Annotated in this window: 24 protein-coding genes and 1 pseudogene; 12 read left to right on the top strand and 13 right to left on the bottom strand. The window is 72.7% G+C overall.

All coding sequences use genetic code 11. The features are described from left to right. Nucleotides 1–7: 7 nt before the first annotated feature. A complete protein-coding gene (locus ACFWBB_RS19085; protein WP_385273321.1) occupies nucleotides 8–1,546 on the bottom strand; it encodes an FAD-dependent oxidoreductase in 1,539 nt (512 codons plus the stop codon). 125 nt (nucleotides 1,547–1,671) lie between these two features. Further along, nucleotides 1,672–2,049, bottom strand: a complete 378-nt coding sequence (locus ACFWBB_RS19080) for a winged helix-turn-helix transcriptional regulator (protein WP_385273318.1) — start codon at nucleotides 2,047–2,049, stop codon at nucleotides 1,672–1,674. A gap of 103 nt (nucleotides 2,050–2,152) precedes the next feature. Between ACFWBB_RS19080 and ACFWBB_RS19075 the strand changes: the two genes are divergently transcribed. Then, a complete protein-coding gene (locus tag ACFWBB_RS19075; RefSeq protein ID WP_385273315.1) occupies nucleotides 2,153–2,998 on the top strand; it encodes an NAD(P)H-binding protein in 846 nt (281 codons plus the stop codon). 34 nt (nucleotides 2,999–3,032) lie between these two features. Here the strand turns inward: ACFWBB_RS19075 and ACFWBB_RS19070 are convergent, their stop codons facing one another. Further along, nucleotides 3,033–3,629 carry a hypothetical protein gene (locus tag ACFWBB_RS19070; RefSeq protein ID WP_385273312.1) on the bottom strand — a complete coding sequence of 199 codons (597 nt, stop codon included), beginning with the start codon at nucleotides 3,627–3,629 and terminating at the stop codon, nucleotides 3,033–3,035. Between the two features lie 123 nt (nucleotides 3,630–3,752). Here ACFWBB_RS19070 and ACFWBB_RS19065 point away from each other — a divergent pair, with 123 nt between their 5' ends. Continuing rightward, complete coding sequence (locus tag ACFWBB_RS19065) at nucleotides 3,753–4,610, top strand: AAA family ATPase (RefSeq protein WP_385273309.1); 858 nt, start codon at nucleotides 3,753–3,755, stop codon at nucleotides 4,608–4,610. Next, nucleotides 4,607–5,959, top strand: coding sequence for a VWA domain-containing protein (locus ACFWBB_RS19060; protein WP_385273306.1), 1,353 nt, complete (start codon nucleotides 4,607–4,609; stop codon nucleotides 5,957–5,959). The genes ACFWBB_RS19065 and ACFWBB_RS19060 overlap by 4 nt, the downstream gene beginning before the upstream one ends. A 28-nt stretch (nucleotides 5,960–5,987) precedes the next feature. Here ACFWBB_RS19060 and ACFWBB_RS19055 read toward each other — a convergent pair whose 3' ends face one another. From ACFWBB_RS19055 to ACFWBB_RS19045, 3 genes are all read right to left on the bottom strand, one after another. After that, entirely contained in the window at nucleotides 5,988–6,347 is a 360-nt protein-coding gene (locus tag ACFWBB_RS19055) for a cupin domain-containing protein (RefSeq protein ID WP_385273303.1), read from the bottom strand. A gap of 154 nt (nucleotides 6,348–6,501) precedes the next feature. Beyond that, entirely contained in the window at nucleotides 6,502–7,479 is a 978-nt protein-coding gene (locus ACFWBB_RS19050) for a pyridoxal-phosphate dependent enzyme (RefSeq protein ID WP_385273300.1), read from the bottom strand. Continuing rightward, the gene (locus tag ACFWBB_RS19045) at nucleotides 7,476–8,186 is read right to left on the bottom strand and encodes a transcriptional regulator (RefSeq protein ID WP_385273297.1); all 711 of its coding nucleotides are present in this window, start codon (nucleotides 8,184–8,186) and stop codon (nucleotides 7,476–7,478) included. The genes ACFWBB_RS19050 and ACFWBB_RS19045 overlap by 4 nt, the downstream gene beginning before the upstream one ends. Before the next feature lie 240 nt (nucleotides 8,187–8,426). On the opposite strand from ACFWBB_RS19045, the gene ACFWBB_RS19040 reads away from it, so the two are divergent. Beyond that, nucleotides 8,427–9,245 carry an SAM-dependent methyltransferase gene (locus tag ACFWBB_RS19040; protein WP_385273294.1) on the top strand — a complete coding sequence of 273 codons (819 nt, stop codon included), beginning with the start codon at nucleotides 8,427–8,429 and terminating at the stop codon, nucleotides 9,243–9,245. A gap of 11 nt (nucleotides 9,246–9,256) precedes the next feature. Here ACFWBB_RS19040 and ACFWBB_RS19035 read toward each other — a convergent pair whose 3' ends face one another. Further along, nucleotides 9,257–10,180, bottom strand: coding sequence for a helix-turn-helix domain-containing protein (locus ACFWBB_RS19035; RefSeq protein ID WP_385273291.1), 924 nt, complete (start codon nucleotides 10,178–10,180; stop codon nucleotides 9,257–9,259). A gap of 128 nt (nucleotides 10,181–10,308) precedes the next feature. After that, nucleotides 10,309–10,539, bottom strand: coding sequence for a DUF397 domain-containing protein (locus ACFWBB_RS19030; RefSeq protein ID WP_189924397.1), 231 nt, complete (start codon nucleotides 10,537–10,539; stop codon nucleotides 10,309–10,311). A 130-nt stretch (nucleotides 10,540–10,669) separates the two neighbouring features. Here ACFWBB_RS19030 and ACFWBB_RS19025 point away from each other — a divergent pair, with 130 nt between their 5' ends. From ACFWBB_RS19025 to ACFWBB_RS19005, 5 genes are all read left to right on the top strand, one after another. After that, entirely contained in the window at nucleotides 10,670–11,131 is a 462-nt protein-coding gene (locus ACFWBB_RS19025; protein WP_385273287.1) for an ATP-binding protein, read from the top strand. Nucleotides 11,132–11,157: 26 nt separating this feature from the next. Continuing rightward, nucleotides 11,158–11,712 (top strand): hypothetical protein, encoded by a 555-nt coding sequence (locus ACFWBB_RS19020; RefSeq protein WP_385273284.1) that lies wholly within the window; start codon nucleotides 11,158–11,160, stop codon nucleotides 11,710–11,712. Nucleotides 11,713–11,721: 9 nt separating this feature from the next. Beyond that, entirely contained in the window at nucleotides 11,722–12,687 is a 966-nt protein-coding gene (locus ACFWBB_RS19015) for a pirin family protein (RefSeq protein ID WP_385273281.1), read from the top strand. A 242-nt stretch (nucleotides 12,688–12,929) separates the two neighbouring features. After that, nucleotides 12,930–13,466, top strand: a complete 537-nt coding sequence (locus tag ACFWBB_RS19010) for a cupin domain-containing protein (protein WP_385273278.1) — start codon at nucleotides 12,930–12,932, stop codon at nucleotides 13,464–13,466. 310 nt (nucleotides 13,467–13,776) lie between these two features. Next, nucleotides 13,777–14,148, top strand: a complete 372-nt coding sequence (locus ACFWBB_RS19005) for a tetratricopeptide repeat protein (RefSeq protein ID WP_385273275.1) — start codon at nucleotides 13,777–13,779, stop codon at nucleotides 14,146–14,148. Between the two features lie 491 nt (nucleotides 14,149–14,639). Here the strand turns inward: ACFWBB_RS19005 and ACFWBB_RS19000 are convergent, their stop codons facing one another. Beyond that, complete coding sequence (locus ACFWBB_RS19000) at nucleotides 14,640–16,073, bottom strand: PepSY-associated TM helix domain-containing protein (RefSeq protein WP_385273272.1); 1,434 nt, start codon at nucleotides 16,071–16,073, stop codon at nucleotides 14,640–14,642. Between the two features lie 158 nt (nucleotides 16,074–16,231). Between ACFWBB_RS19000 and ACFWBB_RS18995 the strand changes: the two genes are divergently transcribed. Beyond that, entirely contained in the window at nucleotides 16,232–16,876 is a 645-nt protein-coding gene (locus tag ACFWBB_RS18995) for a peptide deformylase (RefSeq protein WP_385273269.1), read from the top strand. Between the two features lie 25 nt (nucleotides 16,877–16,901). On the opposite strand, the gene ACFWBB_RS18990 is transcribed toward ACFWBB_RS18995, so the two are convergent. Then, nucleotides 16,902–18,320, bottom strand: a complete 1,419-nt coding sequence (locus ACFWBB_RS18990; RefSeq protein ID WP_385273266.1) for a dihydrolipoyl dehydrogenase family protein — start codon at nucleotides 18,318–18,320, stop codon at nucleotides 16,902–16,904. A 142-nt stretch (nucleotides 18,321–18,462) separates the two neighbouring features. On the opposite strand from ACFWBB_RS18990, the gene trxA reads away from it, so the two are divergent. Then, the gene (trxA, locus tag ACFWBB_RS18985; RefSeq protein ID WP_385273263.1) at nucleotides 18,463–18,867 is read left to right on the top strand and encodes a thioredoxin; all 405 of its coding nucleotides are present in this window, start codon (nucleotides 18,463–18,465) and stop codon (nucleotides 18,865–18,867) included. Between the two features lie 15 nt (nucleotides 18,868–18,882). Here trxA and ACFWBB_RS18980 read toward each other — a convergent pair whose 3' ends face one another. The 3 genes and pseudogenes from ACFWBB_RS18980 to ACFWBB_RS18970 all read right to left on the bottom strand — a co-directional run bounded on the left by ACFWBB_RS18980 (nucleotide 18,883) and on the right by ACFWBB_RS18970 (nucleotide 22,609). Continuing rightward, nucleotides 18,883–20,319, bottom strand: coding sequence for an aldehyde dehydrogenase family protein (locus ACFWBB_RS18980; protein WP_385273260.1), 1,437 nt, complete (start codon nucleotides 20,317–20,319; stop codon nucleotides 18,883–18,885). 39 nt (nucleotides 20,320–20,358) lie between these two features. Next, nucleotides 20,359–21,534 (bottom strand): annotated as a pseudogene (locus tag ACFWBB_RS18975) (4-hydroxybenzoate 3-monooxygenase). 25 nt (nucleotides 21,535–21,559) lie between these two features. Then, nucleotides 21,560–22,609 (bottom strand): LacI family DNA-binding transcriptional regulator, encoded by a 1,050-nt coding sequence (locus ACFWBB_RS18970; RefSeq protein ID WP_385273257.1) that lies wholly within the window; start codon nucleotides 22,607–22,609, stop codon nucleotides 21,560–21,562. A gap of 116 nt (nucleotides 22,610–22,725) precedes the next feature. Here ACFWBB_RS18970 and ACFWBB_RS18965 point away from each other — a divergent pair, with 116 nt between their 5' ends. Continuing rightward, nucleotides 22,726–23,397: a TetR/AcrR family transcriptional regulator C-terminal domain-containing protein gene (locus tag ACFWBB_RS18965; RefSeq protein WP_385273254.1), complete on the top strand. Its 672-nt coding sequence runs from the start codon at nucleotides 22,726–22,728 to the stop codon at nucleotides 23,395–23,397. The last annotated feature ends 20 nt before the right edge of the window (nucleotides 23,398–23,417 follow it).

Below are 23,417 nucleotides of genomic sequence, written 5' to 3'. Positions count from 1 at the left end.
CCCTCGCTCAGAGTTCGCGGGGCTCCAGCGGGTCGGTCGCCGGGCCCTGCACCACCTGCCCCCGCACGTCGAACCGCGAGCCGTGGCACGGGCACTCCCTTGCCTGCTCCGCGCGGTTGAAGGCGACCAGGCAGCCCAGGTGGGTGCAGCGGGCGGAGAGGGCGTGCAGCTGCCCGTCCGCGTCCCGGTGGACCGCGCGGCGCTTTCCAAAGACGCGGACGACCGCACCGTCGCCGGGGGCGATCCGGTCCACGGCCGGCCCGTCGGAGGAGGGCAGCCGGTCGCCGACGAAGTGCCGTGCCACGTCAGCCTGTTGTTTGACGAAGGTGACGCCCTCGCGGACGACGGAGGCGATGCGGCGGGGGTCGTACAGGTCGTCCCAGGGGGAGCTGCCGCCGGTGATCCGTTCACTCAGCAGCCGGCCGGCCATGATGCCACTGCTCAGCCCCCAGCCGCCGAAGCCGGTGGCGACGTAGACGTTCTCGCTGCCCGGGTGGAAGGGGCCGACGAGCGGGACGGTGTCGGTGGACTCGTTGTCCTGGGTGGCCCAGCGGTGGGTGAACGTCAGCTCGCCGAAGTGTTCCCGCGCCCAGCCCGCGAGACGTTCGAAGCGCTCCTCGACGTCACCGCCCGCGCCGGGCGTGAAGTGCTCGCCGGTCACCACGAGGAGGCGCCGGCCGTCGTCCAGGGGTGCCGTGCGCAGCGAGCGGGTGTTGCGCTCGGGGGTGATGTACATGCCGCGCGGGGCCCGGTCGGCGTCGAGGGGGGCGGCCAGCACCAGTTCGCGGCGCGGGGAGAGCCGGGTGAAGAGCAGGGCCCGGTCGAACACGGGGTAGTGGGTGGCGACGACGACGGACCGGGCGGTCACCTTCGTCTCCCCGGCCGGGGAGCGGGTGGTCAGCACACAGGGGTCGCCCTCTCCGAGGCCGGTGACCCGGGTGTTCTCGTGGACCGTGCCGCCGAGCCGCCGGATGCCGTCGGCGACGGCCAGGAGGTACTTGCGGGGGTGGAACTGCGCCTGCTCGGCGACCCGGACCGCGCCCGCGACGGGGAACGGCAGCTCCGTCCCGGTCACGTACTCGGCCGGCAGCCCGGCCTCCCGGGCGGCCTCCGCCTCGGCCTTCAGGGCATCGGTGCGGGTGGGATCCTCGGCGTAGGTGTACGCGGCCGTGTCCTCCCACTCGCAGTCGACGCCGAGCTCCTGGGCGGTGTTCGCCGCGTGCCGGACGGCCTCCGTCTGCGAGCGGGCGTACAGCCGGGCTCCCTCCGGTCCCCGGGTGCGGCGCAGCCGGTCGTAGACGAGGGTGTGCAGGACGGTCAGCTTGGCCGTGGTGTGCCCGGTGACCCCGGCCGCGATCCGATCCGCCTCCAGTACGGCGACGGAGCGTCCCCGCCGGGCCAGCTCCCACGCCGTGCTCAGCCCCGCGATGCCTGCGCCGACGACCGCGACGTCCACCGTCAGCGGTCCGTGCGGAGGGGGCGCGGGGGCGCCGGGCGGGGCGCTGTGCAGCCAGTACGACCCGTGGAGCTGCGCCTGCTCGTCCATGCGGGCCGGGTTCCCAAGGCCCGCCGGGTCACACCCGCGGCCCACGGCCGACGGGGCGGCCTCAGCCCTCGGTCGACGGCCCCTCGGCAGCCCTCGGCCGGTGCCGCCGGCCTCGGCTCTCCCCCTCATCCCCTGCTGTCGTAGCCCTCCCGGGCCCGTTCCACCTTGGGCAGGTTGTCGGTGGCCCAGTCGGCGAGGTGGGCGAAGAGCGGGCGCAGGCCCAGGCCGAGTTCGCTGATCTCGTACTCGACGCGCGGGGGTACCTCCGGGTGGTAGGTGCGCACCACCAGGCCGTCGCGCTCCAGCTGGCGCAGGCGCTGGGTCAGCACCTTGGGAGTGATGTTCGTGATCCGGCGTTCCAGCTCGCCGAACCGCTGCCGGCCGTGGGTGTGCAGCGTCCACAGGATCGGCGTGGTCCAGCGGCTGAACACGATGTCCACGACGGGGGCGATCGGGCAGGCGAACTCGGGATCGGAATCGGGATCGGCCGAGTCGGCGGTCATGTGTACCCCCTGGGGAAGTCACTTTCCTCTGGGTACCTACTATACCGGCGGTGTTAGCGTCGTTCCGCAACGTCAACAACCCATGACGAACAAGGAGTTACCCATGATCGTGGTGACGGGGGCGACCGGGAACGTCGGCCGTGAACTGGTCCGTTTCCTCGCCGAAGCGGGCGAGCGGGTGACCGCCACGTCCCGGAACATCTCGGATACCGAGGTCCCGGACACCGTCCGGGCGGTGCGCGCGGACCTCACCGACGCGGAGAGCCTGCGGCCGGTGCTCGACGGGGCCGACGCGCTGTTCCTGCATGACGGAGGGCCCGCCGCGCATCGGCTCGATCCGCGGGAGGTTCTCGACGCGGCGAAGACCGGTGGGGTCCGCCGGGTGGTGCTGCTGTCCTCCCTCGGAGTGGAGACGCGGCCCGAGTCGCCGTCGCACGGGGGCAGGATGCGTGCCGTCGAGGACGCCGTGCGGGAGTCGGGCCTGGACTGGACGATCCTGCGGCCGGGGGCCTTCCACTCCAACGCCTACGCCTGGGCGGAGCCGGTACGCGACCGTCGCACCGTCGCGGCTCCCTTCGGCGATGTCGGCCTGCCCACCGTCGACCCGTCCGACATCGCCGAGGTGGCCTCGGCGGCCCTGCGGCAGGACGGACACTCCGGCCGGGTCCACGCTTTGACGGGACCCGCCCCCACGACGCCGCGTCAGCAGGCGGAGGCCATCGGCAGGGCGATCGGGGAACCGGTCCGGTTCGTCGAGCAGACGCGGGAGGAGGCGCGCGCGCAGATGCTGGGGTTCATGCCGGAGCCGGTGGTCGAGACCACCCTGGCCATCCTGGGCGCACCGAAGGCCGCCGAGCAGCGGGTCAGCCCCGACGTCGAACGGGTGCTGGGCCGCCCGCCGCGCACCTTCGAGGAGTGGGCACGGCGCAACGCGGCGGCTTTCCGGTGAGTGGGGTACACCCTGGCAACCCGGGCGCGGTCCCTCAGGAGTAGGTCATCGGGCAGCCGTGCCGGAGGGAGTACTGGGCGGCGCGCAGGTACAGCGCCACGTAGAAGGCGGCGTCCAGGTCCTCGGTCCACGGCCCCGGCCGTGCCTCGGCGGCCTGGTCCGCCCCGCCCTCCATGAACCACAGGGTCAGTGCGAGGTTCTCGCCCGCCGGTATCGCCTCCAGGGGCAGGCCGATGACCCCGGCCAGTCGCTCGGCCAGGGCGAGGACCCGCGGCGCCCCGGCGACCGGCGTCTCGTCGCCGGCGTACGCGGTACCGACGGGGAGCACGATCTCCTCCTCCAGCGGCAACGGGACCAGCACGGCCCAGTCGAGGAGGGTCGACAGCTCCGCGCCGGTCAACTGCGCCCGGCACAGCGCGACGAAGCCGTCCATGGACGGGCTGATCTTCTCCTCGAACCAGCCCGGCGCGTCCCGCACGGCGTTCCGTGCCCCGTACCGCGGCAGTGGCTCGTAGGGCGGCAGCCCGCGCCGCTCCAGCTCCGCCCTCAGTGCGGCGGCGACATCCCCGTAGCCGTCCTCCCCAGGTTGCGACCAGTCCTGCGCGGCGACACTCACCAGATACAGACCCATGATCGCAACGTACCGCCCGCCACCGACAATGCCCCGACCGCTGATGACAACCGGGGTGAACAAGCGCTTAGATAGGTGATCGAACACTCGCCGAGACCGCGACCGAACCGCCCGGAGGCCCCGTTGTTCACGTCCGTCGACGATGTCCGCGCCCGGCTCGCCGAGAGCGGCTACCTGGCCTCCCCGGCCGTCGCCACCACCGTCTTCCTCGCCGACCGGCTCGGCAAGCCGCTGCTCGTGGAAGGCCCGGCCGGCGTCGGCAAGACGGAACTCGCCAAGGCCGTGGCCCGGGTGGCGGGGGCCCGGCTGGTGCGGCTCCAGTGCTACGAGGGTGTCGACGAGTCGCGGGCGCTGTACGAGTGGAACCACGCCAAGCAGTTGCTGCGCATCAGCGCGGGCCGCGACGAGACCTGGGACGAGGCGCGCACGGACATCTTCAGCGAGGAGTTCCTCCTGCCGCGCCCGCTGCTGACCGCCATCCGCGGCGACGAGCCGACGGTCCTGCTGATCGACGAGACCGACAAGGCCGACGTCGAGGTGGAGGGGCTGCTCCTCGAAGTGCTCAGCGACTTCCAGGTCACCGTCCCGGAACTCGGCACGATCACCGCGGCGCGCCGCCCGTTCGTCGTCCTCACCTCCAACGCGAGCCGTGAGCTGTCGGAGGCGCTGCGCCGCCGCTGTCTCTTCCTGCACATCGACTTCCCGGAGGAGGAACTGGAGCGGCGGATCGTCCGGCTGAAGGTGCCCGGCATCGAAGCGGCGCTGGCCGAGTCGGTGGTCCGGGTGATCGGCGCGCTGCGCGCGATGGACCTGCGCAAGGCGCCCTCCGTCGCCGAGACCATCGACTGGGCGCGCACCCTGCTCGCGCTCGGCGCCACCACCCTCGACGAGAGCGTCGTCCGCGACAGTCTGGGCGTGATCCTCAAGCACCAGGACGACATCCTCAAGGCCGGCGCGAAGCTCGATCTGGACGCCGTGTGAGCGCCGAGGCCGCCGACCGTCTGGTCGGCTTCGTCGCCGCGCTGCGCGCGCACGGCCTGCGCGTCGGCACCGGCGAGACGGTGGACGCCGCCGAAGCGGCCGCGGCGCTGGGGTTCGCGGACCGCGCACTGCTGCGCGAGGGACTGGCCGCGACGCTGCTGCACTCGACCGACCAGCGGCGGGTGTTCGACACCGTCTTCGACCTGTACTTTCCGTACGGCGTCGGCGCGCCGCAGGGCGAGCCCGGCGACCGGGACGGCCTGCGTGACCGGCTGGCCGCCGCACTCGCCGCGGGTGACGAGGCGACGCTGGCCCGGCTGGCGGTCGAGGCGGTCGACGGCCTCGGCGGCTACGGGAGTTCACCGGGCACGGACGGCTGGTCGTCGCACCAGACGCTGGAACGGCTGCGCCCGCAGACGCTGCTGGCGCGGGTGCGGGACGACATCCGCTCCCGGGGCGGTGGTTCGGGCTTCACCGGACGGCTGCTCGAGGACGAGATCCGGCGGCGTATCGAGGCCTTCCGTGCCCTGGTGGCCGGGGAGGCCCGGCGCCGGGTGGCGGAGCGGCGGGGGCGGGACGAGATGGCCCGGCGCGCGGTGGCACCGACCGCCGACCGGGTCGACTTCCTGTACGCCGGGAAGGACCGGCTGGCCGAACTGCGGCGCACCGTGCAGCCGTTGGCCCGCAAGCTGGCCACGCGCATGGCCGCGCGCCGCCGCCGGGCCTCCCGGGGCACCATCGACCTGCGGCGAACGCTGCGCGGCTCGCTCTCGACGGGCGGGGTCCCGATGCGGCCCGTGCTGCGCCGCCGGCGCCCGGTCCGCCCCGAACTGGTGCTGCTGTGCGACGTCTCGGGGTCGGTGTCCGGCTTCTCCGACTTCACGATGCTGCTCGTGCAGGCGCTGCACGACCAGTTCAGCAAGGTACGGGTGTTCGCCTTCGTCAACCGGATCGACGAGGTGACCGGCCTGCTCCGGCACGGCGCGGCCGACCCGGAGGGCCTCGGCGCCCGCATCCGTGCCGAGGCGAGTCTGACGGGCTATCACGGCAGCAGCGACTACGGTGTCGCGCTGGGCGAGTTCGCGCAGCGGTACGGCGCCGCGGTCGGCCCGCGCAGCACCGTGTTCGTGCTCGGCGACGCCCGGACCAACATGAGCGACCCGAACCTGGCCGCGCTGCGTCAGATCGCCGGACAGGCGCGCCGCGTCCACTGGTTGAACCCGGAGCCGCGCACGCTGTGGGGCACGGGTGACTCGGCCGCACCCGAGTACGCCGAGCTGGTCGCGATGCACGAGTGCCGCAACGCTCACCAACTCGGCGCTCTGGTCGGCCGGTTGCTCCCGGTGTAGCCCGGGTGCTGTGCGGATCCGCCCGTCCCTACTGGGCCTTCGCGTAGTCCTTGGCCATCGCCCCGGCGAAGTCGTAGACCACGCACTGTTCGTCGCCCACCACCCAGGCGTCATGGCCGGCCGGGACCACGAAGACGTCTCCGGGGCCCAGTTCACCCTCGCCGCCCTCGTCCATGGTGATGTGCATCCGGCCCTGCACCACGTACCCGTTGTGGTGGATCTGGCAGGTGTCGGTTCCCGATACCGACGCGAGCGACTCGGACCACCGCCATCCCGGTTCGAAGGTCGCCACGGCGAAGTCGAGCCCCGTCATGTGGACGGCCTCGATGTGGCCGCGGGGGAAATCGCGCCGCTCGTCCGGCTTCTCGAGCGCCTTCACTTCCATCATGACGCTTCTCCTTCCGGCCGCGTCTCACCACGGCCGGGGCCGGTCTCCCCGGCGGCCGTGGGCGTCGCCGGTCGGGGGCCGGGCCCCATCCCCCCATCCTCCGCCCGTCCACCGGGGGCCGCCATTCGGCGGCGGCGCCCCTCGCCGACCTGTCCTACGCGCCGCCGCCGCACAGCTCGGCGAAGCGACCGGTGTCGATGTTGCCGCCGGAGACGATCACACCGACGCGCCGCGGCAGCCGGCCGGCCCGCCCGGCGAGCAGGGCGGCGAGCGTCGTGGCGCCGCTCGGCTCCACGACGATCTTCAGGCGTTCGAAGGCGAACCGCATGGCCGCCCGAATCTCGTCGTCGCAGACCAGGGCGATCTCGTCCACGAGCCGCCGGTTCACCGAGAAGGTCAGCTCCCCGGGCGTGTGCAGGGCCTGGCCGTCGGCGATGGTACGCGGCACCGGGATCTCGACCCGCCGGCCCGCCTCCAGCGAGCGCTTCGTGTCGTCCCCGGCCTCCGGCTCCACACCGATGACGCGGGTGCCCGGCCGCAGCCCCTTGACCGCGGTCGCGCTGCCGGCGATCAGCCCGCCGCCCCCGACAGGTACCAGCAGGGCATCCAACTCGCCTGCCTCCTCGAGGAGTTCAAGGGCGGCGGTGCCCTGGCCCGCCATGACGTGCGGATGCTCGTACGGCGGGATCAGCGCCAGCCCCCGGTTGGCGGCGAGCGCCTCGGCGATGGCCACCCGGTCGCCGGCGTAACGGTCGTACGTCACGATCTCGGCGCCGTAACCCTCCGTCGCCGCCCGCTTGGAGCGGGGCGCGTCCTCGGGCATGACGATCACCGCGGTGGTGCCGAGTTCCCGTGCCGCCAGGGCGACGGCCTGGGCGTGGTTGCCGGAGGAGTACGCGGCGATGCCCCGGGCGAGTTGCCCGGGGGTCAGCCGGGAGGCCGCGTTGTAGGCGCCGCGGAACTTGAACGCGCCGACGCGCTGGAAGTTCTCGCACTTCAGCAGGACCTCGGCGCCCACCAGCGCGTCCAGCGTGCGGGAGCGGAGCACGGGCGTGCGGTGCGCGACGCCCTTGAGCCGGGCGGCCGCGTCGCGCACGTCGTCGAGGGTGATCGGCGGGGGTGTGGTCGTCACGGGGGTGCTCCCTCGGAATGGTCGTCGGCGGCGTCGGTGCCGTCGGCACCGGGCCGGTGCGTGGTTCTGGACTGGGAGAGGTAGCTGTAGGCGGAGGCGCGGGAGATGCCGAGGCGGGCGGCGACCTGCTCGATCGCGCGCCGCACCGCGAACACGCCGCGTTCGTCCAGGCTGCGGAACAGCGTCAGGCGCCGCGCCCGGTCGAGGCCGGCCCAGGTCTGGCCCTGGCGCCGCAGACGGTCGTCGAGGAGGGCGTCGACGACGGAGTCGATGTCGTCACCGAAGGTGGTCACGGGCGCCTCGGCGGGTGACCCGGCCACCCCCGCCAGCGCGGCCAGCAGCCCCTGCACCCGGTCCACCTCGGTGACGTCCACATTGACGCACAGAGCGCCGAACACCGCGCCCGTGGAGTCGCGCAGCACCATCGTGGACGACTTCACCAGCCTTCCTGCGCCGGTATGGGTGACGTAGTTCAGCTCGTCGACGGCGTCGCCGCCACGGGCGAGGACCCGCATGCCGATCTCGCTCATCGCCCCGCCGACCGTCCGCCCCGTCACCGACCCGGCCACCGCGACGACGGACGTCTCCGGCCGCCGGTAGTCGTGCAGCACGACTTCGCACACCGGCCCGAACGTCGCGGCGATCCCGTCGACGACGGGGGTGAGCGCTCGCAGGATCACGTCCCGCTCGGTTTCCCGGGATTCCATGACGCCATTAGACCACACGTCCAAACACTGGACCTACAGTCCAGAACCGATCGCGTGCGTGGTCTCCTCGTCGACACCCGTATACGCAGGCGCGGACATGTTCGTAGACCTTTCGCAGACACCTTCGTAGACGCCTTCGAGCGAACCGTCGATCAAGGGGTGGTGCCGTCAATTGCGGTTTCCCTAGGATGTGTTGTCCGCCGCGCCAGTCCGTGGCCCGGCAGCGAACTGGGGGAAGAGATGCAGCCTGGCAAGCAGTTGTCCACGGCGATCGACGCGGCGGTCCCCACGGCCGCCCGCATGTACGACCACTACCTGGGCGGCAAGGACAACTACGCGGCCGACCGCGCGGCCTGCGAGGAACTCGACAAGGTCGTCCCGAGCACCCGCGCCCTCGCGCTGAACAACCGCCGCTTCCTCCAGCGGGTCGTGCGGACCCTGACACAGGAGTTCGGCATCCGGCAGTACCTGGACCACGGCTCCGGCCTGCCCACCCAGGACAACGTGCACCAGGTCGCCCAGCGCATCGACCCGACCGCACGCGTCGTCTACGTCGACAACGACCCCATGGTGCTCGTGCACGGCCGCGCCCTGCTGGAGCAGGACCAGCGGACCGCCGTCATCCACGCCGACCTGCGGGAGACGGAGACTATCTTCACGCACGAGGACACCCGGCGGCTGATCGACTTCTCCCAGCCGGTGGCCGTGCTGTTCAACTCGGTCTTCCACTGCATCCCCGACAGCGACACCGACGGCCCGCAGGCGGTGGTCCGCCGGGTGACGGAACGACTCGCCCCCGGCAGCCTTCTGGTGATATGTCAGCTGGTCAGCGAGGACCCCCAGGTCAGGGCATTCGTCACCGACTTCATGGACAAGGCCACCCAGGGCCACTGGGGCCGGGTGCGCCAGGAGAAGGACGTCGCCGCGTTCTTCGAAGGCACGGAGATCCTCGACCCGGGACTGGTGGAGGTCTCCACCTGGCGGCCCGACACCGAAGTCGCGCCCCGTCAACTCACGCAGGAGTGGATCGAGTTCGGAGGCGTGGGCCTGCTGCGCTGAGCCGTCTCACCTCACGGAGCGGCGGCATAGCGCCGCTCCGCCGTCTCCCTCAGCAGCGCCAGGGAGTCGCGCGGATCGAGCGCCTCGTCCGCGAGCCGGTCCAGCGCGACCCGGTACTCCTCCGTCTCGTCCCGGTCCTCCAGGAAGGTCGCGCTCCTGATCTGCTCCAGATAGACGACGTCGGGCAGATCGGCGCCGCCGAAGCGCAGATACGTGACCGGTATGGCCGGCGCGGAGGCATGGGTGACGTCCAACGGCACCACCTGGACCGTGACATGGGGCAGCCCGGCCAACTCCACGATATGGGTGAGCTGTTCGCGCATCACCTCACGGCCGCCCAGCACGCGCAGCAGCACCGACTCGTCGAGGACCGCCCAGAGCCGCGGGGCGTCCGGGCGCCTCAGCAGTTCGGTGCGCCGCGTCCGCAGCTCCACCCGGCGCTCCACCTCCCGGGAGGTCGCCGACGGCAGCCCGCGCTCCACGACGGCACGTGCGTACGCGGGGGTCTGCAACAGGCCAGGGACGTACTGGATCTCGAAGGTACGGATCGCCGTGGCCGCCTCCTGGAGACCGACCAGCCGGTCGAACCACTCGGGCATGAGCCGCTTGTCGTAGCGCTGCCACCAGCCGGGCTCGCCCGCCTGCCGCAGCAACCGGATCAGTACGGAGGCCTCGTGGTCGTCGGTCCGGTACAGCGACAGAAGCGCGCGGACGTCCGCCTCGACGGGCGGCCTGCGGCCCTTGCCCGCCTCGATGCGCGACAGCTTCGCCGGGCTGAACCCCAGGGCACGCGCGGCCTGGTCCTGGGAGAGGCCGGCGTCCTCCCGGATACCCGCCAACTGAACGCCGACCAGCATTTTCAGCAAGGTCGGGGCGGGCTCGGCCCGGTTCAGATACGGTTCGAGGCGGGACACTCGAGGCGACTCGGCAGACATCCTGACTCCCCGTGGACCGGCAGACGACAGACCGCAGTATCGCATCTACAGCCCTCCGGCCGCACGCGGCAGGGGAATCGAGTCCTCACCGAAACCCCACGAAGCCTCTCCGGGCCGGCGCGGGCGGCTCAGACCAGGTGGTCGAACTCCCCGTCCTTCGCCCCGGCCACGAACGCGGCCACCTCGGCCGGCGTGTACACCAGCGCCGGCCCGTCGGGATCACGGGAGTTGCGCAGCGCGACGCCTCCCCCGTCCAGGGCCGCGACCTCCACACAGTTGCCCTCGGCATTGCTGTGACTGCTCTTGATCCAGCGGACGCCGAGCGAACTCGCCCGCACCCCGTTCGACACTGACGACACTGCAATCTCCCTCGCTCGTACGCGCAATTTCCCGTGAAATTGCACGAGGACCTCGTCAGCGTGGATAATAGCCGTGTCGTCAACCGCACTTCCCGTCCCACGTCCTGACGTCGCCTCAGGGAGATGCACCGTGTCATCACCTGCGCAGATCCGGAGCCACGAGCCCGTCTCCGTCCGCGACTCGCCCAGAACCGCCGCCCTGCACCTCATGGGCAGCCGGGCGGGATTCGTCCAGGCCCGGGAGTTCACCCACCGCACCCTCGACTGCTGGTCCCTGGACCACTGCACCGACGACGCCGTCACCGTCGTCACGGAACTGGCCGCCAACGCCGTCCTGCACGGGCTCCCGCACACCTCGACGGACGAGTTCCACGTTCGGCTCCGGCTCACCCTGCGCCGCTCGCACCTGGTGTGCGCGGTCACCGATCCGAGCGACCGCCTGCCCGTCTACCCGCACACCGCAGACGCCTTCCTGGAACACGGCCGCGGACTGCACATCATCGAGGCCCTCTCCGAACACTGGGGCTGGACCCGCCGCTCCCCCGTGGGCAAGACCGTCTGGGCGATGCTGCCGACCCGCCTCCCGTCCTGACCCCGACCCCACCTCTGACAGCTGACATGACTGCCACGAAGAGAACCGCACCGCTCAAAGACCTGGATCACGTGCCATGGCCCGAGATCAAGGACTCCACCGGATCCGCCGCGGGCATCCCCTTCCTGCTCACCACGCTCGCCCGGGGCGACGCCGACAGTGCCGGGTCCGCCCTCGGCCAGCTGCGCCGTCGTATCTGCCAGTTCGGCTTCGTCGTCGAGCAGGCGACGGCGGCCACGGTGCCCTTCCTCTGGGAACTCGTCCGGCTCCCCCAGGTCACCTGCCGCGCGGACATCCTGCGCCTGCTGAAGAGCATCGCCGACACCCGGCAGTGGGAGACCACCGCCGCCGCGTACCCGAAGCTGCTGCACCACGCCGACAACTACGTGGCATGGGAACGCGCGGCCCACCACGCCGTGCACGCACAGCGCGACGTCCTGTGCCAACTCCTCGCCGACCGGGACGCCGAGATAGTGCGGGCCACCACGGAACTCGCCGCGACACTGACCGACCGAACCCCGGCGCGGGGCACGCCGAACCCGACACCGCTCCCCGTGCCCACCACCCCACCCGACCGCTAGGTTGACCACATGAGCAACCTTGACCGCGCGCCCGTACCGACTGTGTGCGGCGGCCGTGGATTCGTCGTCGCCGAGCCCGTCCGCGAACTGCTGAGCCCCCGGCAGGTGAAGCTCGGCGAGACGACAGAGGTCCGCAGGCTGCTGCCGAACCTCGGCCGGCGCATGATCGGCGCCTGGGCCTTCGTCGACCACTACGGCCCCGACGACATCGCCGACGAGCCCGGCATGCAGGTCCCGCCGCATCCGCACATGGGTCTGCAGACCGTCAGCTGGCTGCACGAGGGCGAGGTGCTGCACCGCGACTCGACCGGCAGCCTGCAGACCATCCGGCCGAGGGAGCTCGGGCTGATGACCTCGGGGCGGGCGATCAGCCACTCCGAGGAGAGCCCGCGCTCGCACGCCCGGTATCTGCACGGCGCCCAGTTGTGGGTCGCGCTGCCCGACGCGCACCGGCACACCGACGCCCGCTTCGAGCACCACGCCGATCTGCCCACGGTCACGGCCCCCGGTCTCACGGCCACCGTGCTCCTCGGCGGCCTCGACGGCTCCGTCTCCCCCGGCACGGCGTACAGCCCCCTCGTGGGCGCGGACCTGACGCTCGCCCGTGGCGCGGACGTCCGGCTGCCGCTGGTGCCCGACTTCGAGTACGGCGTGCTGTCGATGTCCGGCGAGGCGCACGTGGACGGGGTGCCCCTACTGCCGGGCTCGATGCTCTACCTCGGCTGCGGACGCACCGAACTGCCCCTGCGGGCCGAGTCCGACGCGGGGCTGATGCTGCTGGGCGGCGAGCCGTTCGAGGAGGAGCTCGTCATGTGGTGGAACTTCGTCGGCCGGTCCCAGGACGAGGTCGCGCAGGCGCGCGAGGACTGGATGAAGGGCACCCGGTTCGGCGAGGTGAAGGGCTACGACGGGGATCCCCTGCGCGCACCGGAACTGCCGGCGACGCCGCTGAAGCCGCGCGGAAGGGTGCGCTGACCTGCGAAGATCCGGGCACCTGACGGGCCCGGCCGGCTGTGCCGACGGGACGACCCGGACGTGTCACAGCATCCGCGGCGCGTCCGGTTTCTTCTCACGGTGATCTTCTCCTTCTGCCTCCGATGCCGGGCACCCGCAGCGGCTGCCAGGAGCCGGGCGGGTACGGAAGCCTGAATTGACCCATGATTCCGACTTCGAAATGCCCCCTGCCGTAGGTCGGGCGGCTTCCTAGAGTCGTAGCCATGACGACGAAGAAGAACGAGACCACGCAGAGCGCACAGAGCGCGCGGACCGCGGACTTCGCCCCGGTCCTCACCCGCGCCGCCGGCGCCGAGACGACCTGTGACCCCAGCAGTGTCATGACTCTGCTCGCGGACTCCGACCACACCGGCGGGCGGCTCACCAGCTACCGGTCGACGTTCACCGAAGGCGCGGTCGGAGCACCCGCCCACCTGCACACCAAGGCGTCCGAGACGTTCTTCGTGATCGACGGAGCGCTCCAGGTGCTGGTGGGCGAGGAGATCACCGTCCTGGAGGCGGGCGACTTCCTCGTCGTGCCGCCGCACACCCCGCACGCCTTCGCCGCGGCGCCCGGCAGGACGGCCGACGTACTGTTCGTCTTCACCCCGGGCGCCGGCCGCTTCGACTATCTGCGGCTCCTCGGCCGTGTGATGCGTGGCGAGGCCGACCCGCAGGAGATCAAGGACTCCTCGGAGCGGTACGACAACCACTACGTCGACAGCCCGGCGTGGCGCGAGGCACTCGCCGCGCGCAGTTGAGGCCTGGTCGCCGGTCGTCGCAGCTCTCCGGTCCGCGAGAAGATGGTCCTCGGTGACGTCGGGCCTGCTGCGGGGCCTCAGCGTGGTGAGGAGCGTGAGGCAGTTCGGGACTCCTCCCGCACACCGCCGCCGACGGGCGGCCGCCCGCTCTCGGCCCCGATGCCAGTACGGCGGCCGGAGATCTTGTGACGGAGTCCGGGCGGCCCGACGCGGCAGCGGCACCCCCGCCCACAGGAGTGGGTGCCTCCCTGCCACAGGTAGTGGAATATTCAATCACCGCACCCGGTTGTCGGCCTCGAAGGAGGCACGAGTGGACACGACATACGGGAAGACCGGCGACGACGCCTACTACGCCCACGGAACGCCCGCCGAGCGGTGGGAGCGGGCGCGGCTGTTCTTCGACGCGAAGGAGTACGCCTCCGCCGCGCGGGTGCTCATCGGGCTGGTCGAGGAGGTGCCGGAGCAGACCGGACCGCGGCTGCTGCTGGCCCGCTCCTACTACCACTCCGCCCAACTACGGCGCGCCGAGGCCGAGTTGCGGGTGATCGTCGAGCGGGATCCGGTGGAGCACTATGCCCGGCTGATGCTGGGCCGCACCCTGGAGCGACAGGGGCGGCACGAGGAGGCGCGACCGCATCTGCGGCTCGCCTCGGCACTGGCAGGGGACTTCACGGACGCGTGAGCCGCGGTCTGCGCGCAGGTGTGGGCCGGAGCACGGGGCCCGGGTCGAGACCCCGGCCGCAATCGGAGCCGGGGCCGGAGCCCAGGGCCCGGGTCGAGGCCCCGGCCGAATCCGAGCCGAACCGGAGCCGGAGCCCAGGTCCCGGGTCGAGGGCCCGTCCAAAATCCGAGCCGGGCCCAGGCCGAGGCCGAGGCCTGCGTCGAGGCCTGCGTCGAGGCCTGCGCCGAGGCCTGAGCCGAGGCCTGAGCCGAGGCCTGAGCCGAGGCCTGAGCCGAGGCCTGAGCCGAGGCCTGAGCCGAGGCCTGCGCCGAGGCCTGAGCCGAGGCCTGAGCCGAGGCCTGAGCCGAGGCCTGAGCCGAGGCCTGAGCCGAGGCCTGAGCTGTAATTGGAGCCGAGGCGGCGGCCGAGGTCCGAGCCGAGGCGTCCACCCGGGACGACGAGCGGCCCGGCGGTGACTTCCACCGTCGGGCCGCCGCCGTATCCGGGACCGCTCAGGCAGCCGCCTGCCGCCCCCGCCGGTGCGCGATCTCGCCGAGGACGACGTCCACGGCCAGGAAGCCGGCCAGCGGGATGCCGAGGAGCGGGACGAAGTAGCCGACCACGGCGACCGCCGCCATCAGCGGGACGAGGACGTACGGCGGGACCTGCGCCCAGGCACCGCGCGGGATCGGCCGGCCGAAGGCGGAACCGCGGCCGCGCTGCCACCACATGCGGTAGCCCCACACGATCAGCAGGATCAGGGACGCCGCGAGGAGCATCAGCGCCAACTGGTTGACCAGGCCGAACAGGACACCGGTGTGCAGGTCGATGCCCCAGCGGGTCAGCTTGGCGAGCAGCGGGTGGTCGTCGAACCGCAGTACGTCGGTCACCTTGCCGGTGGCCGGGTCGACCGCCACCGCGTCTTGTTTCTCGGGCCAGCTGCGCTGCACCTGCTTGACCACGTACGCGGAGGAGGCGTCCGCCGGCGGGACGATCTCGACCGGGTCGCCCAGCCCCTCGTCGCGGGCGGCGGCCAGGATCGTGTCGAGGCCGACGCCGTGCTCGCCGTCCCCGCCCGCGCCGGAGGCCGCGTCGTGACCGGCGTGCTCACCGCCGCTCGCGGCCGCCGAGACCGACGGGGTGGCCTGGCCGAGGGAGGTGCGCAGCACGTCGATGTTGGCGCCCGCGTAGGTGGACCAGGTCAGTCCGGTCGCCGACAGGAAGACGAAGCCGGCGGCGGCCCACACGCCGACGGTGCCGTGCAGGCCGAGCGTGCGGCGCCGTCCGCTGGTGCCGCGGACCTTGCGCAGGGCGCGGCGGCGGGAGAACCAGAGCACCAGACCGCCACCCGCGATCACCCACAGCCAGCTGGCGGCGAGTTCGCTGTAGAGACGGCCGTTCTCGCCGAGGTGCAGATCGCGGTGGAACTCGCCGATCCAGGTGCGCAGCGGCAGCGCCCCGGTCGAACCGTACTGCTCCAGCGCGCCGCGCACCTTGCCCGTGTACGGGTCGACGAACACCGCGAGGGTGTGGGTGGCGTCGACTCCCTCGACGCCGGACAGCATCACCCGGGTCGTGGCGTCGTCCCGCGGCGAGGGCCGGACGGCCGAGACGGTGCCCTCGGGGTGGGCCTTGCGGGCGGCGTCCACCTGCTCGGAGACCGGCAGCTTCGTGTCACCGACCGGTACGGTCATCTCGTGGGAGTACACGAGCTTCTCGGCCTGGAAGGCGCCGGCGTACAGGAACCCAGTGACGGCGGCGACCAGCAGGAACGGGGCCACGAACACGCCGGCGTAGAAGTGCAGACGCAGCACCAGCGGGCGCAGCGGGGCCCACGGGCCGCGTGACTTCGGCGCGGGGGCCGCTGGTTGCGGGGCCTCGTCCGAGGGGGGTCCCCCCGCTTGAGCGGAGCCGGGAGTGGGGGAGGTCGAGGGAGCGGTGGACATGGGTGGGCTTCTCCGAGGGCAGGGGACGGGGTCGGGGACAGTGCTCTGGGGGGCGAGGTTCAGCCGTGACGCACCAGTAGTCGGAAGGAAGCGGCACCGAGTTCCCGACACTCCGAGTGACGCGGGTCACAGGCTCTCCCCCGTGACATGCTGGCCCGATGTCATCTCCCAGCCCCCGCGCGCCCCTTGCCGAACGGATCGAGGAACTCCTCGCCCCGGGCGGCCCGTTGCCCATCGTCGCGGCCGGGGACCCGGTCCTGCGGGCCGGCACCGTGCGTTACGAGGGCCAGCTCGACCCCGCTCTGCTGGCCCGGTTCGTCGAGGCCCTGCGGGTCACCATGCACGCGGCGCCGGGTGTCGGCCTCGCCGCACCGCAGGTCGGGGTGGAGCTTCGGATCGCCGTCATCGAGGACCCGGCGCCGGTGCCGGAAGAGGTGCGGCTGATCCGCGGCCGGGTGCCCCAGCCGTTCCGGGTCCTCGTCAACCCGTCGTACGAGGCGGTCGGTTCGGCCCGAGCCGCCTTCTTCGAAGGCTGTCTGAGCGTGCCGGGCTACCAGGCGGTGGTGGCCCGGCACGCCGAGGTGCGGCTCACGGGCGCGGACGAGCACGGCCGGCCGCTGGACGAGGTGTTCGGCGGCTGGCCCGCCCGTATCGTCCAGCACGAGACGGACCATCTCGACGGCGTGCTCTACCTCGACCGGGCCGAGCTCCGCTCGCTCTGCGCCAACCAGGCCGTGCTCGAGCGCTGGACGCAGCCCACGGCGGAGGCGGCCGCGAAGGAGCTGGGGTTCCAACTGCCGTGAGCGGCCGGCCGGTCGGCGGGTGGTGTCAGTTGTCCCGGAACGCCTCCAGCAGGCGCAGCCACACCTCGCTCAGCGTGGGGTAGGACGGAACGGCGTGCCACAGGCGGGCGATCGGCACCTGGCCGACGACGGCGACGGTAGCGGAGTGGATCAGCTCGCCTACGCCGGGGCCGACGAAGGTGACCCCGCGCAGGATCTCGTGGTCGAGGTCGACGACCATCCGGGCGCGGCCCTTGTAGCCCTCGGCGTACAGTCCCGCTCCGGCCACCGACGACAGGTCGACGTCGACGGCCCGCACCCGGTGTCCGGCCGCTTCCGCCTCGGCGAGCGAGAGGCCGACGGCGGCCGCCTCCGGGTCGGTGAACACGACCTGGGGGACGGACTCGTGGTCGGCCGTGGCTGCGTGGGCGCTCCACGGGTCGGTCTCCGTCAGGGGCGTTCCGGCGGCGCGGGCGGCGATGGCGGCGCCCGCGACCCGGGCCTGGTACTTGCCCTGGTGGGTGAGGAGAGCGCGGTGGTTGACGTCGCCCACCGCGTAGAGCCAGTCGGTGCCGGTGACGCGCAGGCTGTCGTCGACCGTGAGCCAGGAGCCGGGTGCCAGGCCGACCGTCTCCAGGCCGATCTCGTCGGTGCGCGGGGCGCGGCCGACCGCGAAGAGGATCTCGTCGGCCTCGATGCGTTCGCCGGTGTCGGTGACGACCACGACGGCGCCGTCGGAACGGGTCACCGACGCCACCGAGGTGCCCGTGCGCACGTCCGCGCCGGCCTCGGTGAGCGCCTCGGTGACCAGTTCACCGGCGAACGGCTCCATCCGGTCGAGCAGGCCCTTGCCCCGCACCAGGAGGGTGACCTGTGAGCCGAGGGCCTGCCAGGCGGTGGCCATCTCGGTGGCGACGACTCCCCCGCCCACCACGACGAGTCGGCCGGGCGCGGACTGGGCGCTGGTGGCCTCGCGGCTCGTCCAGGGGCCGACCTCGGCGAGGCCCGGCAGGTCGGGCAGTGCGGCGCGGGTGCCGGTGGCGACGACGACCGCGTGGCGTGCCGTGAGCACCTTGTCCCCGACCGTGACCGTGCGCGGGCCGGTCAGTCTGCCGTGGCCGCGGTGGAGGTCCGCGCCGATGCTCTTGATCCACTCGACCTGGCCGTCGTCCGTCCAGTCGCCCGTGAACCAGTTGCGGCGGGCGAGAACCTCCGCCGTGTCCAGCGGGCCCTGCACCGCCTGCCGCAGCCCCGGCAGCCGGCGGGCGTCCGCGCGGGCGATCACCGGGCGCAGCAGGGCCTTGCTGGGCATACAAGCCCAGTACGAGCACTCACCGCCGACCAGCTCGCTCTCCACGACCGCGGTGGTGAGGCCGGCCGCGCGGGTGCGGTCGGCGACGTTCTCCCCCACGGGCCCGGCCCCGAGCACCACGACGTCGTACACGTTGGTTTCCGTTTCCGTCATGGGGTCAGTCTGGTGGGTGGTGTGCGGGGTGGCCACACGGGTAGGGGCGCGGAATACGCGTCCGGCCGGCCGTGTTGTCAGCGACGGCTTCACCGCATGTCAGGGGACCCCTGGCAGGAAGCACCGGGAAGAGGGACAGGCCATGAGCAGCACCGTGGAGCTCACCAAGGAGAACTTCGACCAGACGGTCACCGACAACGACTTCGTCCTGATCGACTTCTGGGCGGCCTGGTGCGGACCGTGCCGACAGTTCGCCCCGGTCTACGACAAGGCGGCGGAGGAGAACCCGGACCTGGTGTTCGGCAAGGTGGACACGGAGGCGCAGCCGGAGCTGGCCGCGGCCTTCGGTGTCCAGTCGATCCCGACCCTGATGATCGTGCGGGACCGGGTCGCCGTGTTCGCCCAGCCGGGCGCCCTGCCCGAGGCCGCCCTCACGGACGTCATCGGACAGGCGCGCGAGCTCGACATGGACGAGGTCCGCAAGTCGGTCGAGGAGCAGCAGGCCAAGGCCGGGGCCGACGGCTCCCCGGCCGCCCAGGGCGAGTGACCCCCCGGGTCCTTCCTAGAAGGGGTACGGCGCAACGTCCCCGCGTACCGTCGTCCAGCGGACGTCGGTGAAGGCCTCCAGGTTGGCCTCGCCGCCGAAGCGGGCGCCGGTGCCGGAGGCGGCGACCCCGCCGAAGGGGGCGACGGCCTCGTCGTTCACCGTCTGGTCGTTGATGTGCACGATGCCGGTGGGGATGCGGTCGGCGAGGTCCAGTCCGCGGGCGGGGTCCCGGGTGACGATGCCGAGCGAGAGGCCGTAGGAGCTGCGCGCGGCCAGGGCCGCCGCCTCGTCCGTCGTGGTGAAGGAACGGACGGGCGCCACCGGGCCGAAGACCTCCTCCGCGTAGGCGGGGGTGTCGTCGTCGACGCCCGCGAGGACGGTCGGCCGGTAGAAGAGATTCTCGTGCGTGCCGCCCGCGGCGAGCTTCGCGCCGGCCGCGGTGCTGGCCTCCACCAGGCCGTGCACCTTGCCGAGTTGGCCGTCGTCGATGAGCGGGCCGAGGTGGACCTGCGCGCGGTGCGGGTCGCCGACGGCGAGGGCGTCGGCCTTCGCCGCGAGCCGCTCGACGTACTCCTCGTAGAGGGAGGCGTGCACCAGGTGGCGGCCGGTGGTCATGCAGATCTGGCCCTGGTGGAAGAACGAGCCCCAGGCCGCCGTGGAGATCACCGCGTCCAGGTCGGCGTCCTCCAGCACGATCAGGGCGGAGTTGCCGCCGAGTTCCAGGTGGGCCCGCTTGAGGTGGCGTCCGGCGGCCTCGCCGACCACCCGTCCGGCGCCGGTGGATCCGGTGAAGGAGATCACCGGCACGCGCGGGTCGGCGACCAGGGCCGCACCGGTGTCGGCGCCGCCGGGGAGGATGTGCAGCAGGCCCTCGGGCAGACCCGCCTCCGCGAAGACCGCGGCCAGGGCCAGGCCGCCGCACACCGCCGTGCGCGGGTCCGGCTTGAGGACGACCGCGTTGCCGAGCGCGAGGGCGGGCGCGACGGAGCGGATCGACAGGATGAGCGGGGCGTTGAACGGGGAGATCACGCCCACCACGCCGACGGGTACCCGCCGGGTGTAGGACAGCCGGGGCGCCTCGCTGGGCAGGACCTGTCCGGCCGGGCGGGAGGCGAGGGCGGCGGCCTCGTAGCACTCCTGGGCGGCGACGTGCAGTTCGAAGTCGGCCTTGCCGGCTATGGAGCCGGATTCGCGGACGATCCACTCGCGCAGTTCGTCGGCGTGCGCGCCGAACAGGTCGCCGGCCTTGCGCAGCACTCCGGCGCGCACGAAGTGGGGCAGCCGGGCCCACTCGGCCTGCGCGGCGCGGGCGACCTCGGCGGCCGGGCGGACGTCCTCCGCGCCGGCCAGGAAGACCGTGCCCAGCGGGTCGCCGGTGGCGGGCTCGGTGACGGTGTACCGGGGGCCCGACAGGGTGTGGGACTGCCAGTTCTGGGGGTCGAGCAACGGCATGAAAGCTCTCCGATCGGTGTCCCGCGGGACTCGCGGCTCTCACAGGGGGAGGGGAAGTCCCGTGTAATTGGCGGCCAGTTCGGCGGCGGCGTGGCGGGATGCGGTGATCCGGCGCAGCCGGGCGAGCTGCAGGTGATGGTCGAACGCATCTCCATCTGGTTGAGCGTGCAACATCCTAGTCATGTCGTCGGAGAAGCGGGTCGCCTGCCACACACGTCGCAGGCACAGGTCCGAGTACCCGTCCAGCAGTCGCGTGGACCCGGTGACGCGCAGTTCGGCGAAGGCCCGGGCGAGCAGCCGGACGTCCGGGACGGCGAGGTTGAGTCCCTTGGCTCCGGTCGGCGGGACGATGTGGGCTGCGTCCCCTGCGAGCAGCATCCGGCCAGGCGCATCGGCTCGTGGACGAGGCTGCGCATCCGCGTCACGGACCTGGCGGTGATCGGGCCGCGCTGCAGCGTCCGGTCGGCGTCGAAGGCGAAGCGGGTGGCGGGTTCGTCCCAGATCCGGTCGTCGGGCCAGTCCTCCAGCCCCGTGCCGTTGGGGACCTGCGGGTAGAGCCGGGAGTGGTCGGGCGGGCGCATGCTGTGCAGGGCGAAGCCGCGTTCATGGCGCGCGTAGACCAACTCGTCGCAGGACGGCGGTACTTCGGCGAGGACGCCGAGCCAGGAGTACGGGTGTCCGTGCGCGTGAATCCGGCGGACGGCGGCCGGAAAGGCGTCACGGGCGACACCGTACGAGCCGTCGCAACCGACGCCCCGGCCGCAGACGAGGCTCTGTTCGCGGCCCTCGTGCAGGAACCGTACGACGGGCGTACCGCTCTGCGGCCCCTCCACGGCGAGCGCCTCCGCCTCGAACAACAGGGGCGGACCTTCGGCGAGCTGGAGGGCGACGAGGTCTTTCACGATCTCCGTCCGGGCGTAGATCGTGACGGTGGAGCCGCCGGTGAGGACGGGGAAGTCGAGGTGGTGGCGTTCCCGGTCGAAGCGCAGCTCGATGCCGTGGTGCACCAGCCCTTCGGTGTCGAGCCGGTCGGCGGCGCCGGCCGCGCGCAGGGCGTCGACCGTGCCCTGCTCCAGCAGTCCGGCCCGCCGGCGCCGCTCCACGTGCTGCCTCGTCATGCTCTCCAGGACCACGCGGTCGACGCCCGCGCGGTGCAGCAGACGGGCGAGGAGCAGCCCCGCGGGGCCGCCGCCGATTGCCGACCGTCGTACGCATGGCATGCCTCCCCTGGGACCGTAGTTCAGGTGGAGTCGCGCTGCACCACGGTGGCTCCGAACGGCTCGTACGACTCGGGGGCGGCCGCGGGGCTGCGGACCGCCCGGTCGACCAGCGAGGCGAGGTCGCGGCCGGAGGGCAGCTCGATCCGGACGGTGCTGAGCCGGGGCCGCAGCAGCCGCCCGAGCATCAGGTCGTCGGCGCCGATGACGGCGACGTCCTCGGGGACGCGTACGCCCGCGTCCAGGAGAGCGCGCATCAGCAGCATGGCGTACTCGTCGTTGTAGGCGAACACGGCGTCGAGACCGAGGCCGGGCCAGCGGGCGGCGAGGGCGGCCGCGGACTCCTCCGTGTAGGCCAGGGGCAGTTCGGTGGCGGTGGCGTCCGTGCCGTGCAGGGCCTCGCGCGCGCCGGCGAGACGGGGCGCGGAGAAGATCTCCATGCCGCGCTCGGCCGGCACGACCACACCGATCCGGCGGCGGCCGCGGGCGTACAGGTGCCCGGCGGCGCTGCGGCCGACGTCTGCGTGGTCCAGGAGCACCGCGCGGGCGCCCTCGACCGCCTCCGGGCTGAGGGTCACCACGGCCCGGGCGCCGGACCTCTTGAGGACCGCGACGCCCTCCGGGCCGATGCCGGGGCTGGGCACCAGCACGGCGACGGGCCGCAGTTCGGCCCAGGCCCGGGCTGCGTCGTCGCCGCCCAGTCCGGTGGCGCCGTACTGGACGACGGTGTAGTCGAGGCGGCTGAGCGCCCCCTGGAAGTCGTGCACGAACTGGGAGTAGAGCGGGCCGGCCGGGACGGGCAGGGTGGGCATCAGCACCATGCGGCTGTGGCCGGCGCGCAGGGTGCGGGCGGCCGCGTGCGGCACGTACCCGAGCTCCTTGGCGGCCTCGTGGACGCGGCGGCGGGTGGGCTCGCTGATGCGTACGGCACCGGCGTTGTTCAGGACATAGGAGACGGTCGCGCGGGAGACGCCGGCCAGGCGGGCCACGTCGGCGCTGGTGGGCACGGGGCGCGGCGCCGGCGACTTCGTCGGCGCGGGCGTGTTCGGTATCTGCACCATGACGTACGGCATCTTGGCAGAAGCTGTGAACGGGCTTCCGCCCGGGGGACACCGAAATCCGATGCCCCGTCAACGAACGCGTTCGCAACGTACTTGTTCGCAACGAACATGTTCGCTACGATGGTGTCATGACAGCACGCCCCGACACCCCGCGCAGTCGCCGCGAGCGCCCGGCCAAGCCCGCTCTGACCAGGGAGGGCATCGTGGCCGCCGCCCTCGCGGTGCTGCGCGCCGAAGGTCTGCGCAAGCTGACCATGCGGCGCCTGGCCGAGGAGCTCGACACCGGTCCGGCCTCCCTCTACGTGTACGTCCGCAACACGGCGGAGCTGCACGCGGCCGTCCTCGACGAGCTGCTCGGCACGGTCGGGCCCGCCCCGGCCGGGGGCAGCTGGCGCGAGCGGCTGGAAGGGGTGCTCACCTCGTACACCGCGATGCTCTTCGCCTACCCGGACCTCGCCCGCTCCGCGATCACCGCCCGGCCCAGCGGCCCGCACTACCTGAACCTGATCGAGACCCTGCTGGCCCTGCTCGACGAGGGCGGGGTGCCGCCCGCGCAGGCCGCGTGGGGCGTGGACCTGCTGCTCCAGCACGCCACCGCGACGGCCGCCGAGCACACGGACGAGGCCTCCCAGGAGGACTGGGACGCCCTGCGGCACGCGGTGCACGAGGCGTCGGAGCGCACCCACCCGCACCTCGCGCGCCTCGCCGGGCCGCTGCTCTCGGGTCCGCCCGAGGCCCGCCTCTCCTGGGGGCTCCAGTCACTGATCAGCGGCATCGAGCGGACCGCCGTACCCGATTGACCACCACAGGACGACCACTG

Source organism: Streptomyces sp. NPDC060000, from assembly GCF_042737375.1.
Taxonomy (GTDB): Bacteria; Actinomycetota; Actinomycetes; order Streptomycetales; family Streptomycetaceae; genus Streptomyces.
This window is presented reverse-complemented; position numbering and strand designations above follow the sequence as displayed.

What these genes read in the sequence shown, in the direction of transcription:
- ACFWBB_RS19020 (WP_385273284.1), top strand. Translation starts at nt 11,158, where the DNA reads ATGACTGCCACGAAGAGAACCGCACCGCTCAAAGACCTGGATCACGTG.
- ACFWBB_RS19045 (WP_385273297.1), bottom strand. Translation starts at nt 8,186, where the DNA reads ATGGAATCCCGGGAAACCGAGCGGGACGTGATCCTGCGAGCGCTCACC.
- ACFWBB_RS19040 (WP_385273294.1), top strand. Translation starts at nt 8,427, where the DNA reads ATGCAGCCTGGCAAGCAGTTGTCCACGGCGATCGACGCGGCGGTCCCC.
- ACFWBB_RS19080 (WP_385273318.1), bottom strand. Translation starts at nt 2,049, where the DNA reads ATGACCGCCGACTCGGCCGATCCCGATTCCGATCCCGAGTTCGCCTGC.
- ACFWBB_RS18965 (WP_385273254.1), top strand. Translation starts at nt 22,726, where the DNA reads ATGACAGCACGCCCCGACACCCCGCGCAGTCGCCGCGAGCGCCCGGCC.
- ACFWBB_RS19010 (WP_385273278.1), top strand. Translation starts at nt 12,930, where the DNA reads ATGACGACGAAGAAGAACGAGACCACGCAGAGCGCACAGAGCGCGCGG.
- ACFWBB_RS19035 (WP_385273291.1), bottom strand. Translation starts at nt 10,180, where the DNA reads ATGTCTGCCGAGTCGCCTCGAGTGTCCCGCCTCGAACCGTATCTGAAC.
- ACFWBB_RS18980 (WP_385273260.1), bottom strand. Translation starts at nt 20,319, where the DNA reads ATGCCGTTGCTCGACCCCCAGAACTGGCAGTCCCACACCCTGTCGGGC.
- ACFWBB_RS19070 (WP_385273312.1), bottom strand. Translation starts at nt 3,629, where the DNA reads ATGGGTCTGTATCTGGTGAGTGTCGCCGCGCAGGACTGGTCGCAACCT.
- ACFWBB_RS19075 (WP_385273315.1), top strand. Translation starts at nt 2,153, where the DNA reads ATGATCGTGGTGACGGGGGCGACCGGGAACGTCGGCCGTGAACTGGTC.
- ACFWBB_RS18995 (WP_385273269.1), top strand. Translation starts at nt 16,232, where the DNA reads ATGTCATCTCCCAGCCCCCGCGCGCCCCTTGCCGAACGGATCGAGGAA.
- ACFWBB_RS19015 (WP_385273281.1), top strand. Translation starts at nt 11,722, where the DNA reads ATGAGCAACCTTGACCGCGCGCCCGTACCGACTGTGTGCGGCGGCCGT.
- ACFWBB_RS18990 (WP_385273266.1), bottom strand. Translation starts at nt 18,320, where the DNA reads ATGACGGAAACGGAAACCAACGTGTACGACGTCGTGGTGCTCGGGGCC.
- ACFWBB_RS19085 (WP_385273321.1), bottom strand. Translation starts at nt 1,546, where the DNA reads ATGGACGAGCAGGCGCAGCTCCACGGGTCGTACTGGCTGCACAGCGCC.
- ACFWBB_RS18970 (WP_385273257.1), bottom strand. Translation starts at nt 22,609, where the DNA reads ATGCCGTACGTCATGGTGCAGATACCGAACACGCCCGCGCCGACGAAG.
- trxA (WP_385273263.1), top strand. Translation starts at nt 18,463, where the DNA reads ATGAGCAGCACCGTGGAGCTCACCAAGGAGAACTTCGACCAGACGGTC.
- ACFWBB_RS19000 (WP_385273272.1), bottom strand. Translation starts at nt 16,073, where the DNA reads ATGTCCACCGCTCCCTCGACCTCCCCCACTCCCGGCTCCGCTCAAGCG.
- ACFWBB_RS19055 (WP_385273303.1), bottom strand. Translation starts at nt 6,347, where the DNA reads ATGATGGAAGTGAAGGCGCTCGAGAAGCCGGACGAGCGGCGCGATTTC.